The sequence below is a fragment of the Flavobacterium chungbukense genome (genome assembly GCF_020805785.1).
GTDB lineage: Bacteria > Bacteroidota > Bacteroidia > Flavobacteriales > Flavobacteriaceae > Flavobacterium > Flavobacterium chungbukense.
In genome coordinates this window covers 59,426-77,752 of record NZ_JAJGZV010000009.1, presented here as the reverse complement: position 1 = coordinate 77,752, position 18,327 = coordinate 59,426, and the positions used below count along the sequence as shown (strand labels likewise).

Here is an 18,327-nt window from a genome sequence, read left to right as displayed (position 1 = left end):
AAATCTAAAATCCAAAATCTAAAATTCTAAATGAACACATTACAAGCTATTGTTCTTGCCATAATTGAAGGAATTACAGAGTTTTTACCTGTTTCTTCAACTGGACACATGATTATTGCGTCTTCTTTTTTTGGAATTGCACATGACGATTTCACTAAACTTTTTACCATCGTAATTCAGCTTGGCGCAATACTTTCAGTTGTAATTTTATACTTCAAACGTTTCTTTCAAACTTTTGATTTTTACTTTAAACTTTTAGTTGCTTTTATTCCTGCAGTAGTTTTAGGATTATTATTAAGCGATATTATTGATGGATTATTAGAAAATCCAGTTACAGTAGCGGTTTCGCTTTTAATTGGAGGAATCATTTTATTGAAAGTTGACGAATGGTTCAACAAACCAAATGATCCAGAAGTTTCTACAGAGATTACATACGCAAAAGCTTTTAAAATTGGATTATTTCAATGTCTAGCCATGATTCCTGGGGTTTCTCGAAGCGGTGCAAGTATCGTTGGTGGAATGTCTCAAAAATTGACTAGAACTTCGGCTGCTGAATTTTCATTTTTCTTAGCAGTTCCAACCATGTTAGGAGCAACTGCAAAAAAATGCTACGATTATTATAAAGCAGGATTTGAATTGTCTAACGATCAAGTAAACATGCTTGTTATTGGAAATATTGTTGCTTTTATTGTAGCGCTTTTAGCTATTAAAACCTTCATCGGGTTTTTAACTAAAAACGGTTTTAAAGTGTTTGGTTATTACCGAATTCTTGCAGGAATCATTTTATTGTTGATTCACTTTTTCATTCATCCGCTTACCATTATATAATGACACCTGAAGAATATTTAGACGGACAAGTTTTATTGATTGACAAACCATTAAAATGGAGTTCGTTTCAAGCGGTCAACAAATTAAAATACCTTTTGATTAACAAAGTTGGACTTCCAAAAAAGTTCAAAATTGGTCATGCAGGAACTTTAGATCCTTTAGCGACTGGACTTTTATTAATCTGTACGGGAAAATTCACTAAAAGAATTTCTGAACTTCAAGGTCAGGCAAAAGAATATACGGGAACTTTTTACATCGGAGCCACTACTCCATCTTATGATTTGGAAACCGAAATCGATCAGACTTTTCCAACAGAACATATTGATGACGATTTGATTCATAAAACTGTAAAACAATTTTTAGGCGAAATTGATCAAAAACCGCCTATTTTTTCTGCTATCAAAAAAGACGGCGTTCGCTTGTATGAACATGCTCGTGCTGGAGAAACGGTAGAAATTGCAAGCAGAAAAACTACTATTCACGAATTTGAAATTACCAGAATAGCATTACCAGAAGTAGATTTTAGAGTTGTTTGTTCAAAAGGAACTTACATTCGTTCTCTTGCCTACGATTTTGGAAAAGCAATGAATTCTGGTTCGCATTTAACTGTTTTACGCCGAACTAAAATTGGCGAATACGATGTTAAAAATGCAATTGATATTACTTTGTTTGAAGAAGAACTCCTAAAAAAATAAAGTCTTGTATGAAGAGAATTTTACTGACTATTGCATTTATTTCATTCTTTAATTCATTTGTTCACGGTCAAGTAACAAAATTCACCTACACACAATTTGACATTGCTGTTTCTATAACAGGAAATCCAAATAGAGATGATTCTTATTATTATCCTGAAACGACTTCTTCTAACGCCTTTTTGGTTCCGAATGGTTTAGGATCAAAAATTGGTTATGGAGTTCATTATCGAAAATGGCTTACTTTCGGAATTCATAGTGGAATTGACTATAAATGGGACGATAAACTTGTTGCTGTTCCAGTTTACCTAAATTTCGGATTAAGTCCAAAAGTAGGTCCCGAAACCAGAATTATGCTACAAGCTGGATACGGAAAAGGTTTTGCTTTGGGTCGCGGAAATTTAAACGGTGAATATAAAAAGATAAAACTCGGAATTGGTTCTGATGATTTTATCATTTTTGCAGAAATCAGTGATTATGGTTTTCGCCTTTACGATCAAAAAAGCATAGGAAATATTTCTTTTGGAGTAACTTTAACGGATTTCTTTAGCTTCAATTCTCAAGAAGATTAATTTTCTTTTTAAAAATAAAAAAGCACATTACTTTTTTATGGAGTAATGTGCCGTGTTTCCTAAAGTCAATAAGTAAAATTATTCCATACTTATTTCCCCGAGTTAATAGTGAGGCACATTTTTTCCTCCAAATAAAAATTGAGAGAAGAAATCATAAAACCTTTCGAATAACTTTTTCATAATAGTGTAGTTTTAATTGTTAAACATTAAATAAACACCAATAAAAAGAGTAAATCAGAAAGTTACAATAGATTGTGGGTTAGCAATACTAAGATACGAAATTCAAACTAAGATAAAAAGACTTTAAGATAATTTTATCAACGAAATTATTTGTTTATCAACACATTAAACAAAATCAAAGGCGATTATACGTAATATTCTCCATAATTTCAATCAGTTCTTCCTGTACAGAAACGCCTTTATCGGCCAAATACCATAATTGTAAGTCCGTTTTTATTTTTTCGTTGAGCGGTCCAACATCTCTTTTGTGAATCATCATTAATTCAGCTGCTCCTTTTGGTCTTGGCCCCCAATCTGCACGAACGATTCCGGCTTCCTTACAAATAACGATGATTTTTGGAATTGCTCTTCCGCCATTTGTTAAATAATGACTCATTAAATCTTCATTTTCATCTCGAAATGCAATTTTAAGTTCTATTTTTTTATTTGAAGCCAGAGCCATCTTGTTTAAAATTGGAAGAATCTGCGCCGCATCGCCACACCAGCCTTCAGAAAGAACCAACCAAATATAATGGTTTTCTAAATTTTGAAGTTTTTCAGCCACAACATCAGAAATCGTGATTGTTTTTTCCAAACGGTTCATTCTTGCTTCATTCAGTTTAGAATAATTGGTCAAACTTTCCGATTGTTCATTTCCCGTTGATTTTCCTTCAAACAGTAAATCGGTTACAATTTTTCTATATTCAACATACGAATGACTATTAAACAGTCCTTTGGCTACGATGCTTTTCATATTTTTAATTTTTAGGATATATAAAAATACGCATTTTAAAAAAAGTGGCGAAATGACATTTATCACATTAGAAATAAAATAACATTTTAGGTGTTTATTAATCTAAATTCACAACCGCAATTAATTTTTTGCAAACATTATTTCTAAAAATCAGAATATGTCTATATTTGCACAAATTAACGCGACACACACATGAAATATAAAAGAATTCTTCTAAAACTTAGCGGCGAAGCGCTGATGGGTGATTTACAGTATGGTATAGACCCGAAAAGATTAGCCGAATATGCAGACGAGATCAAGCAGATTCACAACAAAGGAGTAGAAATTGCCATTGTTATTGGAGGAGGAAATATATTTAGAGGCGTTGCTGGTGCAAGTGCTGGTATGGATAGAGTTCAAGGCGATTACATGGGAATGCTTGCTACCGTTATTAACGGAATGGCGTTACAAGGTGCTCTTGAAGACAAAGGAATGAAAACACGTCTTCAGACGGCGCTAAAAATGGAATCTATTGCAGAACCATATATTAAAAGAAGAGCTGACCGCCATCTTGAAAAAGGAAGAATTGTAATTTTTGGTGCAGGAACTGGAAATCCATATTTTACTACGGACACAGCTGCAGTTTTAAGAGGAATCGAAATTAATGCTGATGTTATCCTTAAAGGTACTCGCGTTGATGGTGTTTACGATTCTGATCCAGAGAAAAACGCTTCGGCAGTAAAATTTGATCTTATAACTTTTGATGATGTTTTGAAAAAAGGATTAAATGTTATGGATACAACTGCATTTACTTTAAGCCAAGAAAACAAATTGCCAATCGTTGTTTTTGATATGAATAAAATCGGAAACCTTTTGAAAATTTGTGACGGAGAAAATATCGGAACTGTAGTACATATATAGTATCAGTAACAGTTTACAGTCGAATGATCGACTTTTGCTGAAAAACTGAAAACAAAAAACTGAAAACAAAAAAAGAAATGACTGAAGAAATAGACTTTATTTTAGAAAGTACTGAAGAATCTATGAACGGTACTATTGCACACTTAGAGAAAGAATTTCTTAATATTCGTGCAGGAAAAGCTTCTCCAGCTATGCTTGGAGGTGTATTTGTAGATTATTACGGATCTGCAACTCCGCTTTCTCAGGTATCTAAAATTAGTGTTCCAGATGCTAGAACAATTACATTACAGCCATTTGAAAAAAATATGCTGCAAGCAATTGAAAAAGCAATTATGATCGCAAACATTGGTTTTAATCCGATGAATAATGGAGACATGGTTATCATCAGTGTACCGCCATTGACAGAAGAGCGTCGTCGTGATTTAGCGAAACAAGCAAAATCTGAGGCTGAAGATGCTAAAATTGGTATTCGTAATTCTCGTAAAGATGCAAATACGGACATTAAAAAATTAGAAAAAGAAGGAACTTCAGAAGATGTTTGTAAATCTGCGGAAGAAGAAGTTCAAAACTTAACAAATGCTTTCATTAAAAAAATTGATGAATTATTGGTTTTGAAAGAAGCCGAAATCATGAAAGTCTAATTAAAGATTTGTATAAAATAAAAAATCCGTCTGGTGAATTGTCAGACGGATTTTTTTATTACTACTTTTGCATACGAAAATTAAATTCTTTTCGTTTTTGAAACTATATCATTCTGTATGAAGCTATTTTGTTTTTTGACTTTGTTTTTTACGCTGACACTTCAAGCGCAAATTCAAATAAACGGAATCATAACCGATTCGAACAATAAACCTCTTCCGTTTGCCACCATTACGACTTCTGAAAACAACAACACTATTACAGACGTTGATGGAAAGTTTATTTTCAAAATTAGCTCATCGGCAAATACACTTACTGTATCTTACATAGGCTTTCAGACCAAAACTATTGCATTGTTAAATGGCAAAACTTTTTATGCCGTTTCACTTGTGCAACAGACAGACGACTTAAAAGAAGTCGTCGTGTCTAATGAAAATCCGGCATTGACAATAATCAGGAAAGTTATTGCAAACAAATCGCTCAATAATCCGCAAAAGAAACTCAATAGTTTTGAGTACAAAACATACAATAAACTTATTGTAACGGCCAACCCTGATTCAATTGATGGCAGAATAGATTCTACTGCCTCTTATAAAAACCTGGACAAAAAAATCATCAATATTGATTCTTCCGATTATAAATTTAAAGAAATTGTAAGCAAGCAGCATTTGTTTCAAACAGAGAAAGTTTCGCAATATCAATTCGGAAATAATAAATTAAAAGAAACTGTACTTGGAACTAAAATAGCCGGTTTTAAACAGCCTATCTATGAAGTTTTGGCATTCAATTTACAATCTATTTCTATTTATGATCCGAAATATGAATTGTTTGAAACAAAATATGAAAATCCAATTGCAACAAATGCGCCTTCAAGTTACAATTATAAATTATTGGATACGGTCAGCATTCGAGGACGCGATACTTTCATGATTTATTTTAAAAACAAATCTAAACGAAAGTCATCTGGTTTAGAAGGCGTTCTATATATCGACAAAGAGAATTTTGCAGTAGCTAAAGCCGTAATGCGAATTAAAGGTGTTTTAGACATCAGTGGTATTCATGAATTTGAATATATTCCGAAAGAAAAAATATGGTTTCAAAGCAATACTACTTTCAAAATTGTAAAAGGAAAAAATGATGATGATATTAGAATTTTAGGTGGAACAATTCAATTTGACGGTGATGTTGAAGAAAATTTCGAACCTAGAAAAAAAGTCGCTTCTGATTTTACATACTTAATTTCTGAGAGCAACAGCTTTGATATTCGCGTCAACACCAACAATCCGATAAAAAACCCTTCACTCTATATCGAAATTAAAGACGATGCGGCAAAGAAGCCAGAAAACTTCTGGGAAGCCTATCGCAAAGAAAATCTTGATTTAAAAAGCCAGAAAACGTATTTATTACTAGATAGTCTTTCTGTGAGTAATCGAATTGAAAAACGTTTAGGAATTGGGCGTAAAATCATTAATGGTTTTTATCCGATCGGGCCTGTTGATTTGGATTTAAAGAAAATCATCAGTTACAATAATTATGAGGGATTCCGACTTGGATTAGGCGGTATTACTAATGATCGCCTTTCTAAAAATTTCAGAATTGAAGGTTACGGTGCTTACGGAACAAAAGATGGTGTTTTCAAATATAGCGTGGGTTCTGGAGTTTTATTAGATAAATACACCAACACTTGGCTTAACGGATATTATACCGATGATGTTCGAGAAATTGCAAGTACTGTCTTTGCAGTTGACAAACGTGTTTTCAAAATTTACGATCCGCGACCGATCAATATTAGTACTTTCTATCATTACACGGGCTGGAAAGCAAATGTACAGACCAAAATTATTCCAAAAACAGAAGCTGTTTTCGAATTAGCCAGAACGTATGTCGAACCTAAATTTGATTATCTTTTTAATTACAATGGACAGTTGTATTCTCATTATGTAATGACTACTGCGATGGCTTCAATTGTTTGGGCGCCATTTAGCGATTATATGCAAACTCCAACAGGAAGAACAGAATCTGATAAAAGATTTCCGAGGTTTACGTTTCAATTTACGCAGTCTTTGCCAGATGTTTTAGAAAATGATTTCAAATTCAGTAAAATTGACTTTAAAACAGAATACGAGAAAAAATATTTAAACGGACAAAAAACAAGTTTGCTTTTGCAGGCAGGCTATGCAACCGGCGATGTTCCGATTACGCATTTGTACAATACCATGCCAAACAACTTAACAAAAGAAACGATTATTCAACGTATTACTTTTGCGGGAAGAAATAGTTTTGAAACGATGTTTTTTAATGAATTTTTCTCTAGTCAATATGTCTTTTTTCAAATCAAACATGGATTTGATCGAATTAAAATCATGAAAAAAGTGCGTCCTTCTTTAGTTTTAGTAACCAGAATGGCTTGGGGACACATGGAAAATCCTGAACAGCATGTAGGACCCGATTATAAAACGTTGGATAAAGGTTTCTTCGAATCGGGAATTGAATTAAATAAGATTTTCAAAGGTTTTGGTTTAGGAGGATTCTACCGTTACGGTCCAAATCAGCTGTTGAAGTTTGAAGATAATATTGCGGTTAAGATTTCTTATGTTCTAGATTTGGGACTTTAAACTTTTAAATTCCAAAATTCTAATTACAATGCGTTTTGTCATTTCAAATGACAAAAACCGAGTAACACAAAAAATCCCAAACTCCAACAACATTTGGAATTTGGGATTTTTTATATTGAAAATTCTAAAATTTTATGGTTTCAAAATCAGAACCGAAGGTGTATTATTTAACCAAATACTTTGAGATTCTATTAATTTTTTCCAGCTTTCTAAGCTTATAATCATCAAATTCTGGCTTTCTAAAAACTCTTTTTTTATGGTTCGGTCGTTCATAACCATAATATGATTGGGCGCAATCTGCTCGATCGAGCGAATTGTTTCCTGAATCTCCCTTGTATTTTTGACTTCGCCACCGGCATCTAAAACCGTTATTTGAGAACCATTATTATTAATTAATTTTTTAGCATATTCAATTAAAAAAGCATCTTCTCTACTAAAAACAGGCATAAAAACCTGATCTACTTCATCTAGATTTTTATCAATAAAAATACCAACTGGCATCTTTGTTTTGGCAATAATATGACGAGTTCTTTCATCAAAAGGAGAATTTTCAAACAACCCTTCCTTTCCTGTAAATTTATCAATCAGACGATCTGGATTTACAATTCGAGTTGTGAATCCGAGAATTTTCCCCAGTAAAGTTCCGTCAAAAATAGATTGTCCTAAACCTACTAACAACAAATCATATTCACCTTGATTTGCGGTATCTATTATTTCTGTATCAATATCATTTGTCACTTTAAACAAACTCACCATATTTTGATTCAAGCGTTGCGATTCTTCAATAACTGGAACCAGCATTTTACGTTCGTGCTCTTTTACCCCAAACGAATGTATTTCGGTACTTAAAGACAAATGCATCGCCGTTACAACCGAATTATCTCCTTGCTTTTTGACTAAGCTGTTTGCAATTTGAAGTAGTTTTTTGCCTTTTTCTGGCGAAGCAAACGAAAGCAGAATTTTATATTTGATTTTGCTTCCAATTTCCTGCTGTACGGGATTGATATTTTCTTTAAAAATAAATCCGATAAAATCTAAAGCAGGTCCGGTCATAAAAGTAGTTACCAATGCCATAATAACCATCATGGTGAATATTTCTGTTGACAATACACCAAGATCGTAACCGATATTAAGGACAACCAACTCCATTAAACCACGAGTATTCATTAAGGCTCCAATAGCTAAACTATCTTTCCAATTTTGTCCCATAAATTTGGCGGCCAAAGCACTTCCGAAGAATTTCCCAACAACGGCAACTAAAATAATTAATCCCGTAATTTTCCATAATTCAGGATCGTTTAATAATCCTATTTGTGTTCTTAATCCTGTAAAAACAAAAAATAATGGCAATAAAACAATGATAGAAACATCTTCGACTTTCTCAATAAATATATTTCTGAATTTATTGTTTTCGGGCATAATTGCTCCCGCTAAGAAAGCCCCAAATAAAGCATGAATTCCGATTAACTCTGCAGCATATGCTGAAAACAAAAGTGTCAAAAAGAATATAGCAACAACGGGTTTATTTAGACTTTCGCGAGTTGAATTTAAATCCCCTACTCGTTTCAAGAACGGACGCACAATTTTCAACATTATAATAACATATAAAATAGCCATTCCGATTACGTACAAAGAGCTCAAAAGCGAACCTGCTTTTACAATTGCAATAACAACAGCCAAAATACACCAAGCCGTAATATCATCTGCTGCTGCGCAAGTAATTGCGATTGTACCTAATTTGGTTTTCTGCATTCCTCTTTCTTGGACAATTCTGGCCAAAACCGGAAAAGCCGTTATACTCATAGCAATACCCATAAATAACCCGAAAGAAGAAAATTCTACTCCAAGAGGTGCAAAAGTTCCATATATAAAATAGGCTAAGACTAATCCTAAAGCAAACGGGATGACTATACTGGCGTGACTAATTACAACAGCATCATGCGCTTTGTTTTTAAGCACTTTTAAATCCAATTCCATTCCGATAACAAACATGAAAAGAATTAAACCAATCTGACTTAAAAACTGCAGATTGCCCAAAGATTCTTTTGGAAATAAAGCTGCCGAAAATTCCGGAAAATACATCCCTACTAATGATGGCCCTAACACAATTCCGGCAATCATTTCACCAATTACCGAAGGTTGTCCGATTTTTCTAAAAAACCATCCGAATAAACGAGCAACTAGAATGATGGTAACAATTTGCGCCAATAAAATAGCCAGCGGATGCTGCAGATTATCGACCATTGAATTTAAAAAATCTTGCCAGTGATTGCTTTCAACTTTTTTCTTTACAATATTACGTCCAACCTCTAAAGCCGCACCTTTTGAAATTACCCAATAAATTAATGCCGTAAAACCACCAATAATGGTAATGTAGAATAGAGAGTTCTTAATTTTATTCATAACTCGTTCTTTTATTTAATGCAGCAAATATCAGGACTGGGTTTTAAGTGAAGAAGTAAATGGTCTGCTAATTTTCTGCCTATGTAACAAGACCGAAAAATTTTGTAATAAGTTTTAGATTTTTACTTTCTTTAAAAAATCAGAACGATAGGTTTCGCTTAAAATTAAAGTTGTGTTTTTATTATTTTCATCCAAATGATGCAAAACAATTTCATTATGATTGAAAAACTTTATTGCTTTTACCGCCACAATTTCCTTCTTGTTTACGCGACAAAAATCTGTTTCTGGCAATTCATTTAAAAGCGTATCAAATTTAACATTTTTCAGATTCAAAAAACTTCCATCAGTAAGTAAAACCGATTTATCCCGACTATCGCTAATCGCCGTTTTTATGTATTGAATTTTATTGAAATAAAGCAACGTTTTTCCTTTATCGGTATTGAGCTGAATGAATTTTTTAGAAGAATCTGATTTCTCAAAACGTTCCAAAGCTTTCGCAATTGCTTTTTGAAGACGTTCTAATTTTACTGGTTTTGTAATATAATCTACAGCATCAATATTGAATGCTTCTGCAGCATATTCTTTATAAGCAGTGCAAAAAATCACCAATTTATCCTGCAGTTTTTCGGCCAAATGAAGTCCGTCGATTCCAGGCATTTCAATATCCGAAATCAATAAATCGAAATCTAGATTAGAAAAATCAGACAGCAATTTCTCCGGATCATTACATGTTTTCACAATTTCCAATTCTGGAATTTGTTCGCAAAGCATTTTTAGGTAAGTCAATCCTGGAAGTTCATCGTCCAGAAGCAAGCATTTCAGTTTTGTATTCAAGTAAATCAATTTTTAGATGAGCAATATAAACGTCGTTTTCTATAAACTTATCAAGTTTGAAATTATTTTTATAAATGATTCGAAGGCGATGTTCGAGCGTTGCGTGCCCAAATCCGCTTCTTTCTTTTTTCAGCATTTTCTTATCGGATATTTTATTCGAAACCGTCATAAAAAAAGCATTGTCTTTAAATTCGAAAACTACCGAAATAAAAGCATCGGCACTTTGAAGATCAGCATGTTTAAAAGCATTTTCAATTAAATCAATAGAAATCAAAGGCGCTAACAAAGGCTGATCGTACAATTTGTCTTCTACGTTGATATTGGTTTTTACTTTCAATTCAAAAAGCGGACTGATTTTGATTTTATTGATTTCTATAAGATTCAAAGCAAAATCTATTTCTTCTTTTGCCGTTACGAATTTCTTTTTGCTTTCGTAGAGAATATAATCCAGAACGTTTGCCAATTTATCTAAAGCAAAATAGGTTTGATACGCATGCGATTGAATCGAATTTAGAATATTCTTAAACAAATGCGGATTCAGTTTCGACTCTAAATTCTCGAGCTGCAAATCGTTTACCTTCGATTCTAAAGCATAAAAACTTTTCTCTGCATCGTCTTTTGCCTTTCTGGTTTGCATTAATTGATAAATCATAAAACAAATGATAACAATTAAAAGCAAAAGAATTGCTAGAAAAATATATGTAGTTGTATTGGTTTGTTGCATGTTTATCTATTTTTTCTACAGATTTTATCGGATTTCATTTGTTTTGACATTTGAAATTCACTACAAATATGAGAAAAGCTAACGGTTCTATAACAAAAACCAAGAAAATTATCACAACATAAAATCTTTCAAATATGTGTTAACATTAAGTAAAATACAAGCGATTGTTTATGATTTCGAGCACTTTTCACTACATTTGCAACCATTTTTAAAGATTTTATGAAAAACGCTATTCAAGTTGGATTTTGGGAGAAGTTGGCCCGAATCATACTTAAAAACAGAATCACAATTCTGGTTATCCTTTCTGTCTTGACTATTTTCCTTGCTTATCAATGGAAAAACCTTTCTATGACCTACACTGAAGCAAACTTGCTTCCGAAAGATCATATTGCAAACAAAGAATATCAGAAATTCTTAGACAAGTTTGGTGAAGAAGGAAACTTAGTTGTGATTGGTTTTCAAGATAAAAACTTTTTTACGCCTAAAAACTACGCTGCCTGGAACGAATTGATGACAGGTTTAAAAAAATCTAAAGAAGTAGATTTGGTTGTTTCTTTGAACGACTTGAAGAAATTGGAGAAAGATACAGTAAACGAGAAATTCGTTTTAACGCCTTTTATCGATCAAAGCAAGGTTTTAGATCCTGCGTATTTAAAAAATGTTCAGCACGATTTGTTCCATAATTTGCCTTTTTACGAAGGATTATTATTCAACAAAGAAAGCGGAAGTGTTCGTTCTGCAATTTACATCAATAAAAAATTGGTAAATACGGCTGAAAGAAAAACTTTCATTCTTGAAAATCTGGTTCCGAAAATCGATAAATTCGAAAAAACAACTGGAATTGATTTAAAAGTTTCAGGAATGCCATACATCAGAACGATTAACGCTAATGACATGAAAGGCGAAATCGGATTGTTTATCGGTGCGGCATTATTTACCGTTTCGTTGATTTTCTTTTTCTTCTTCCGTTCGTTTAGAGCAACTTTTATTTCGATTTGTATTTTAATTGTTGGTGTAATCTGGTCGTTTGGAACACTTGGATTATTTGGCTATAAAATCACGATTTTAACCGCTATTATTCCGCCGCTGATTATCGTTATCGGAATTACAAACTGTATTTTCCTGATTAATAAATACCAGCAGGAAATTAAATTACACAGTAATCAAGCAAAAGCGCTGCAGCGTGTTATTTCTAAAATTGGAGTAGCAACTTTGATGACGAATTTAACCACCGCGATTGGTTTTGCAACCTTTATGATTACCGGAAACGATTTACTTTTCGAGTTCGGAATGGTGACTTCAATCAACGTGATTTCTGTTTATTTATTGACACTTTTTATCGTGCCAATTATTTACAGTTTTATGCCTCTTCCAAAAGAAAAGCATTTATATCATTTGACTAAAACGTACATTTCTACTTTATTGAATGTTGTTGAAAATCTGGTAAAAACAAAACGTAAATACGTTTACATTGTTTACGGTTTACTTTTGGTTTTTAGTGTAATTGGAGTTTCTCAAATGAAAGTTTCAGGAAGTTTAATTGGTGAAATGCCAAAAAGTGCTTCTTTCTTTAAAGATATTTTATTTTACGAAAAAGAATTTAATGGTGTAATGCCGTTGGAAATTATGATTGACACCAAAAAGAAAAAAGGTGTTATGAAGGCTTCAACCATTCGTAAAATGGACGAATTACAAAATACAATTGCTGAAATTCCAGAATTGGCAAAACCAGTTTCGGTAGTGAATTTGGTAAAATATTCTAAACAGGCTTTCTACAACGGAAATCCAGAATATTACCAATTACCAACTTCGCAAGAGCAGACTTTCATTTTGAGTTATGCTAAAAATGCGACTAAAAACAGCAAAGAAAATTTAATGAAAGCTTACGTTGATTCTACTGGACAATATGCCCGAATCACCACTTTTATGAAAGACATCGGAACGGATGAAATGGCAAAAGTGGAGAAAAAATTGCATTCTAAAATCGATGAAATTTTCCCAAAAGATCGTTATGAAGTTACTGTAACTGGAAAAGCATTGGTTTTCCAAAAAGGAACTTCGTATTTGGTTGACAATTTAATCGAGTCATTGATTTTTGCAATTTTAACGATTGCAGTTTTAATTTTATATTTATTCCGTTCGTTTAAAATGGTAATGGCATCGGTAATTACAAATATTTTACCGCTTTGTATTACATCTGGATTAATGGGTTATTTCGGAATTCCGTTGAAACCGTCGACAATTTTGGTATTCAGTATCGCCTTCGGAATTTCGGTTGATAATGCGATTCAGTTTATGGCGAAATATAGACACGACTTGCTTCAAAGCGGTGGAAAAGTTAAGAAATCGGTTTTCAGTGCTTTAAGAGAAACTGGAATTAGTACATTCTATACATCAGTAGTTTTGATTTTAGGTTTTGCCACTTTTACATTGTCAAGCTTTAGCGGAACTATTGCGCTTGGAGGATTAATTTCTTGCACTTTGGCTTTTGCGATGTTTGCGAATTTGGTTGTATTGCCTTCGCTGGTTTTGACTTTTGAGAAGAAGAAAACTAAGAAAGAGGAATTGGAGAATTTAGAGAAGTAAAAGTAATTCTTAAATATTCTATTGAGTATGGATAAAAGTTTTTCAGAAATAACTAGTTTAATAAAACAAACTCGAATTAACACTTTAAAAATTGTTAACGCTGAATTGATAAATTTATACTGGAATATTGGTCAATATATCTATACAAAAATAGAAGAAGCAAGTTGGGGACAATCTATTGTAAAGCAATTAGCAAATCACATTCAAGAAACTGAGCCTGATTTAAAAGGATTTTCAGATAAAAATCTTTGGAGAATGAAACAGTTTTATGAAGCTTACAAAGATTTTCCAAAACTCTCACCACTGGTGAGAGAAATTAACTGGACAAATAATCTAATAATATTTAGCCGTAGTAAAACAGCAGAAGAAAAAGAGTTTTATTTAAAAATATGCAAACAGGAATCGTATAGCAAAAGAGAACTCGATCGTCAAATTTCTGCAAGTCTTTTTGAAAGAACTATGATAGGGAATTCAAAACTCTCACCAGTGTTGAGAGAAATTGATTCAGAAATCATTAACACTTTTAAAGACAATTATATTTTTGAGTTTTTAAATCTTCCTGAATCCCATAACGAAAGTGATTTACAAAAAGGACTTGTAAATCAAATGAAAAATTTTATTCTTGAATTAGGAAAAGATTTTTTATTTATAGATGAAGAGTATAAATTACAAGTAGGAAACAGTGATTTTTACATTGACTTATTATTTTACCATCGTGGTCTGCAATGCTTAGTTGCCTTTGAATTAAAAACAGACAAATTTAAACCTGAACATTTAGGACAATTAAACTTTTATTTAGAAGCACTTGACCGAGATGTTAAAAAACAAAATGAGAATCCAAGTATTGGTATTTTGCTCTGTAAAGACAAAGACAATGAAGTTGTAGAATATGCATTAAGCAGAAGTTTGTCTCCAACATTGGTTTCAGAATACAAAACACAGCTTCCGGACAAGAAACTTTTGGAGAAAAAATTGCATGAAATTTTTGAAAGTAAAACCGAATTGGAATAGTTTTTTGCCCCTAATTTCACTACTTGACACGAATTAAAAAACATAAATCTTTGTCAAAGTTTTGAACTTTGACAAAGTTCAACCAACAGTTTGTCATTCCGAGAAACGAGGAATCACACTCGAAACTCGACAACGATTGGCGACTTTATTTGCGGAATTACTAGTGCGACTCCTCGTTCCTTGGAATGACAAAAGTGAACAAAATAAGTAAATTCATAAAAAAATGCTTCTTTTGAAACCGAGTGCCCTAGCCCTGATAGAAGCGGCATCCTTTCTATTTTTTCTTTAAAAATAGAAAGATATAGCGGATAGCAGGAAACAGCTTCAAAAATTAATTATTATCGTTTATATTTGCAATTCGATATAAAAAAAACTGATTTTCTTATAATCTAAAATCAGTCCCGAAGCTTCGGGACTAAAATCTAAAATTAAAATGAAACACACAAAGGTTAAAGACTTATTAAACAGTACGACGACGCTACAGGAAGTGAATGCAAAAGGATGGGTGAGAACTTTTAGAAATAATCAGTTCATCGCGCTTAATGACGGTTCTACCATTAATAATATACAATGTGTTGTTGATTTTGAAAATACACCAGAAGAGATTTTAAAAAGAATCACGACTGGAGCTGCAGTTTCTGTAATTGGAACTTTGGTTGAAAGTAAAGGTGCGGGTCAGAAATATGAAATTCAGGTGAACAAACTTGAAATTCTTGGAGATTCTGATGCTGAGAAATTTCCAATGCAACCTAAAAAACACTCTTTAGAATTTTTACGTGAAAACGCTCACTTGCGTGTACGTACAAATGCTTTTGGTGCTATTATGCGTGTGCGTTCAGTTTTATCATTTGCTGTTCACAAATATTTTCAGGAAAAAGGATTTGTGTATGTAAACACGCCGATCATTACTGGAGCTGATGCTGAAGGTGCTGGAGAAATGTTCCAAGTAACATCTTTGCCTTTGGATAATCTACCAAAAACTGAAGAAGGAGCAATTGATTTCAAAAAAGATTTCTTTGGAAAACATACCAACTTAACGGTTTCTGGACAATTAGAAGGAGAAACTTTTGCAATGGCTTTGGGTCAGATTTATACATTTGGACCAACATTTAGAGCAGAAAATTCAAACACTTCTCGCCACTTGGCTGAATTTTGGATGATCGAACCGGAAGTTGCTTTCAACAACCTTGATGATAACATGGATTTGGCTGAAGATTTTATTCAGTACGTTATTAAATATACTTTAGACAATTGTCAGGATGATTTGAAATTCTTAGAAGGAAGACTTCTTGAAGAAGAAAAATCAAAACCACAAGCTGAAAGAAGCGAAATGGCTTTGTTGGAGAAATTGAATTTCGTTTTAGAAAACAACTTCAAACGTGTTTCTTATACTGAAGCAATTGACATTTTAAGAGATTCAACTCCAAATAAAAAGAAGAAATTTCAATACATCATCAACGAGTGGGGAGCTGATTTACAATCAGAACACGAGCGTTATTTAGTTGAAAAACACTTTAAATGTCCGGTAATTTTATTTGATTACCCAGCAAACATTAAAGCGTTTTACATGCGTTTGAACGACAACACAGAACCAGGAAGAGAAACAGTTCGTGCTATGGATATTCTTTTCCCTGGAATTGGAGAAATCGTTGGTGGTTCTGAAAGAGAAGAACGTTACGACGTTTTAATCGAAAAAATGAAAGCCCTAGAAATTGATGAAGAAGAATTATACTGGTATTTAGACACCAGAAGATTCGGTTCTGCAACTCACGCAGGATTTGGTTTAGGTTTTGAGCGTTTGGTATTGTTTGTAACCGGAATGACAAACATTAGAGACGTAATTCCTTTCCCAAGAACTCCAGGAAGTGCTGAATTTTAATTTGAGGTTCTAAGGTACTAAGGTACTAAGATCCTAAGGTTTAAAATTTATTAATAAATAATTAAAAGCGAAATTAATTCGTCAACATAAGATACTCAGCACCTTAGTGCCTTAGTATCTTAGCACCTTTTTATATGCTAAAGCAATTTTTAAATTTAAAATTATCCCAAAAATTATCTCCACAGCAAATTCAGCTGATGAAGTTAATTCAATTGCCCACGCAAGCTTTTGAACAGCGTTTATTAGAAGAAATGAACGAAAACCCAGCTTTAGAAGCGGGTAAAGAAGACGATTACGAAGCAGATGAATATGCTAATGAAGACTACGACGATTATGATGATGCAGAATCAGACAGAATCGAAGCAGACGATATTAACATTGACGAATATCTAAGCGACGACGATACGCCTGATTATAAAACTCAGGTTAACAATTATAGTGACGATGAAGAGCGCGAGACTCCTTTTGCAGCTCCTATTAGTTTTCATCAGGATTTGATCAATCAGCTGAATACTTTTATTTTAAATGATGAAGAGCGCGAAATTGCAGAATTCCTTGTTGGAAGTATTGATGACATGGGTTACATCCGCAGAAGCATTCCAGATATCGTAGACGATATGGCTTTTACTCAGGGAATTTATACTGATGAAGCAATGGTTGAAAAAATGATGACTGTAATTCATGAGTTAGAACCTTCAGGAGTTGGCGCACGTGATTTGCAGGAATGTTTATTGCTTCAGTTAAAACATAAAACTCCAACTGAATATGTTGATTTAGCCATTGACATTATCGAAAATCAGTTTGATGCTTTTACCAAGAAACACTACGACAAACTTTTACAGAAATACAGCGTTTCTAATGAACAGCTTAAAAAAGCCATTCACGAAATTGAAAGATTGAATCCAAAACCAGGCGGATCTTTTACAGGAAATAATAAAGTTACTGAAAATGTTGTTCCTGACTTCGCCATCAGAATTATTGACGGTGAATTAGAACTGACCTTAAACGGAAGAAATGCTCCTTCCCTGCACGTTTCTAAAGATTATCAGGAAATGATGCAAACCTATAAAGAATCTCGCGATAAATCGACTGCACAAAAAGATGCCGTTCAGTTTATCAAACAAAAATTAGATTCAGCTAAATGGTTTATTGATGCAATCAGACAACGTCAGGAAACACTTTTTGTTACCATGAATGCGATTATGCATTATCAGGAAGAATATTTCTTAGACGGTGACGAAACCAAATTAAAACCAATGATCTTAAAAGACATTGCAGATATGGTTGGTTTAGATATTTCGACGATTTCACGTGTAGCAAATAGTAAATATGTCGAAACGCCATACGGAACAAAATTGATAAAAGAATTTTTCTCTGAAGCTATGAAAAACGATCAGGGAGAAGATGTTTCGACCTTAGAAATCAAAAAAATTCTTCAAAACACTATTGAGGAAGAAGACAAAAGAAAACCGCTTCCAGACGATCAATTGGCTGAGATCTTAAAAGAAAAAGGATACCCAATTGCCAGAAGAACAATCGCTAAATATCGCGAACAACTTGATATTCCGGTAGCGAGAATGAGAAAGAAGATTTAGATTTTTTTTATAAACCATATAAGAAATATAATTTCATTTAAAATAATAAACCCGACAAGTCTTAAAAAACTTTGTC

At 33.1% G+C, this 18,327-nt stretch carries 14 protein-coding genes; 10 read left to right on the top strand and 4 right to left on the bottom strand.

From position 1 onward, the window contains the following. Positions 1-30: 30 nt before the first annotated feature. Genes LL966_RS19995 through LL966_RS19985 form a run of 3 tightly spaced genes read left to right on the top strand, consistent with a single transcriptional unit; the run spans position 31 to position 2,092 of the window. Positions 31-828 carry an undecaprenyl-diphosphate phosphatase gene (locus LL966_RS19995; RefSeq protein ID WP_229355687.1) on the top strand — a complete coding sequence of 266 codons (798 nt, stop codon included), beginning with the start codon at positions 31-33 and terminating at the stop codon, positions 826-828. Beyond that, complete coding sequence (truB, locus tag LL966_RS19990; protein WP_229355686.1) at positions 828-1,523, top strand: tRNA pseudouridine(55) synthase TruB; 696 nt, start codon at positions 828-830, stop codon at positions 1,521-1,523. Before LL966_RS19995 ends, truB begins: the two co-directional genes overlap by 1 nt. A gap of 8 nt (positions 1,524-1,531) precedes the next feature. Then, positions 1,532-2,092, top strand: a complete 561-nt coding sequence (locus tag LL966_RS19985) for a hypothetical protein (protein WP_229355684.1) — start codon at positions 1,532-1,534, stop codon at positions 2,090-2,092. A 355-nt stretch (positions 2,093-2,447) separates the two neighbouring features. Here the strand turns inward: LL966_RS19985 and LL966_RS19980 are convergent, their stop codons facing one another. After that, the gene (locus LL966_RS19980) at positions 2,448-3,065 is read right to left on the bottom strand and encodes a thioredoxin family protein (protein ID WP_229355682.1); all 618 of its coding nucleotides are present in this window, start codon (positions 3,063-3,065) and stop codon (positions 2,448-2,450) included. Positions 3,066-3,257: 192 nt separating this feature from the next. On the opposite strand from LL966_RS19980, the gene pyrH reads away from it, so the two are divergent. The 3 genes from pyrH to LL966_RS19965 all read left to right on the top strand — a co-directional run bounded on the left by pyrH (position 3,258) and on the right by LL966_RS19965 (position 7,219). Continuing rightward, the gene (gene pyrH, locus LL966_RS19975; RefSeq protein ID WP_229355680.1) at positions 3,258-3,965 is read left to right on the top strand and encodes a UMP kinase; all 708 of its coding nucleotides are present in this window, start codon (positions 3,258-3,260) and stop codon (positions 3,963-3,965) included. Positions 3,966-4,042: 77 nt separating this feature from the next. Then, on the top strand, positions 4,043-4,606 hold the full coding sequence (frr, locus tag LL966_RS19970; protein WP_229355678.1) for a ribosome recycling factor: 564 nt from the start codon (positions 4,043-4,045) through the stop codon (positions 4,604-4,606). Positions 4,607-4,723: 117 nt separating this feature from the next. Beyond that, entirely contained in the window at positions 4,724-7,219 is a 2,496-nt protein-coding gene (locus tag LL966_RS19965; RefSeq protein WP_229355676.1) for a DUF5686 family protein, read from the top strand. A 132-nt stretch (positions 7,220-7,351) separates the two neighbouring features. Here LL966_RS19965 and LL966_RS19960 read toward each other — a convergent pair whose 3' ends face one another. The 3 genes from LL966_RS19960 to LL966_RS19950 all read right to left on the bottom strand — a co-directional run bounded on the left by LL966_RS19960 (position 7,352) and on the right by LL966_RS19950 (position 11,180). Then, the gene (locus LL966_RS19960; protein WP_229355674.1) at positions 7,352-9,622 is read right to left on the bottom strand and encodes a cation:proton antiporter; all 2,271 of its coding nucleotides are present in this window, start codon (positions 9,620-9,622) and stop codon (positions 7,352-7,354) included. A 114-nt stretch (positions 9,623-9,736) separates the two neighbouring features. Beyond that, positions 9,737-10,456, bottom strand: a complete 720-nt coding sequence (locus LL966_RS19955; protein ID WP_229355673.1) for a LytR/AlgR family response regulator transcription factor — start codon at positions 10,454-10,456, stop codon at positions 9,737-9,739. Then, positions 10,419-11,180: a sensor histidine kinase gene (locus LL966_RS19950; protein WP_229355672.1), complete on the bottom strand. Its 762-nt coding sequence runs from the start codon at positions 11,178-11,180 to the stop codon at positions 10,419-10,421. Before LL966_RS19950 ends, LL966_RS19955 begins: the two co-directional genes overlap by 38 nt. Positions 11,181-11,399: 219 nt before the next feature. Between LL966_RS19950 and LL966_RS19945 the strand changes: the two genes are divergently transcribed. The 4 genes from LL966_RS19945 to rpoN all read left to right on the top strand — a co-directional run bounded on the left by LL966_RS19945 (position 11,400) and on the right by rpoN (position 18,251). Beyond that, positions 11,400-13,766: an efflux RND transporter permease subunit gene (locus tag LL966_RS19945; RefSeq protein ID WP_229355671.1), complete on the top strand. Its 2,367-nt coding sequence runs from the start codon at positions 11,400-11,402 to the stop codon at positions 13,764-13,766. Positions 13,767-13,793: 27 nt separating this feature from the next. Then, positions 13,794-14,777, top strand: coding sequence for a PDDEXK nuclease domain-containing protein (locus tag LL966_RS19940; protein WP_229355670.1), 984 nt, complete (start codon positions 13,794-13,796; stop codon positions 14,775-14,777). Between the two features lie 433 nt (positions 14,778-15,210). Then, entirely contained in the window at positions 15,211-16,656 is a 1,446-nt protein-coding gene (gene asnS / locus LL966_RS19935) for an asparagine--tRNA ligase (RefSeq protein WP_229355669.1), read from the top strand. Between the two features lie 134 nt (positions 16,657-16,790). Beyond that, entirely contained in the window at positions 16,791-18,251 is a 1,461-nt protein-coding gene (gene rpoN / locus LL966_RS19930; protein ID WP_229355668.1) for an RNA polymerase factor sigma-54, read from the top strand. Positions 18,252-18,327 lie beyond the last annotated feature (76 nt).

What these genes read in the sequence shown, in the direction of transcription:
- LL966_RS19980 (WP_229355682.1), bottom strand. Translation starts at nt 3,065, where the DNA reads ATGAAAAGCATCGTAGCCAAAGGACTGTTTAATAGTCATTCGTATGTT.
- pyrH (WP_229355680.1), top strand. Translation starts at nt 3,258, where the DNA reads ATGAAATATAAAAGAATTCTTCTAAAACTTAGCGGCGAAGCGCTGATG.
- LL966_RS19965 (WP_229355676.1), top strand. Translation starts at nt 4,724, where the DNA reads ATGAAGCTATTTTGTTTTTTGACTTTGTTTTTTACGCTGACACTTCAA.
- rpoN (WP_229355668.1), top strand. Translation starts at nt 16,791, where the DNA reads ATGCTAAAGCAATTTTTAAATTTAAAATTATCCCAAAAATTATCTCCA.
- LL966_RS19985 (WP_229355684.1), top strand. Translation starts at nt 1,532, where the DNA reads ATGAAGAGAATTTTACTGACTATTGCATTTATTTCATTCTTTAATTCA.
- LL966_RS19960 (WP_229355674.1), bottom strand. Translation starts at nt 9,622, where the DNA reads ATGAATAAAATTAAGAACTCTCTATTCTACATTACCATTATTGGTGGT.
- frr (WP_229355678.1), top strand. Translation starts at nt 4,043, where the DNA reads ATGACTGAAGAAATAGACTTTATTTTAGAAAGTACTGAAGAATCTATG.
- asnS (WP_229355669.1), top strand. Translation starts at nt 15,211, where the DNA reads ATGAAACACACAAAGGTTAAAGACTTATTAAACAGTACGACGACGCTA.
- LL966_RS19940 (WP_229355670.1), top strand. Translation starts at nt 13,794, where the DNA reads ATGGATAAAAGTTTTTCAGAAATAACTAGTTTAATAAAACAAACTCGA.
- LL966_RS19950 (WP_229355672.1), bottom strand. Translation starts at nt 11,180, where the DNA reads ATGCAACAAACCAATACAACTACATATATTTTTCTAGCAATTCTTTTG.
- truB (WP_229355686.1), top strand. Translation starts at nt 828, where the DNA reads ATGACACCTGAAGAATATTTAGACGGACAAGTTTTATTGATTGACAAA.
- LL966_RS19945 (WP_229355671.1), top strand. Translation starts at nt 11,400, where the DNA reads ATGAAAAACGCTATTCAAGTTGGATTTTGGGAGAAGTTGGCCCGAATC.
- LL966_RS19995 (WP_229355687.1), top strand. Translation starts at nt 31, where the DNA reads ATGAACACATTACAAGCTATTGTTCTTGCCATAATTGAAGGAATTACA.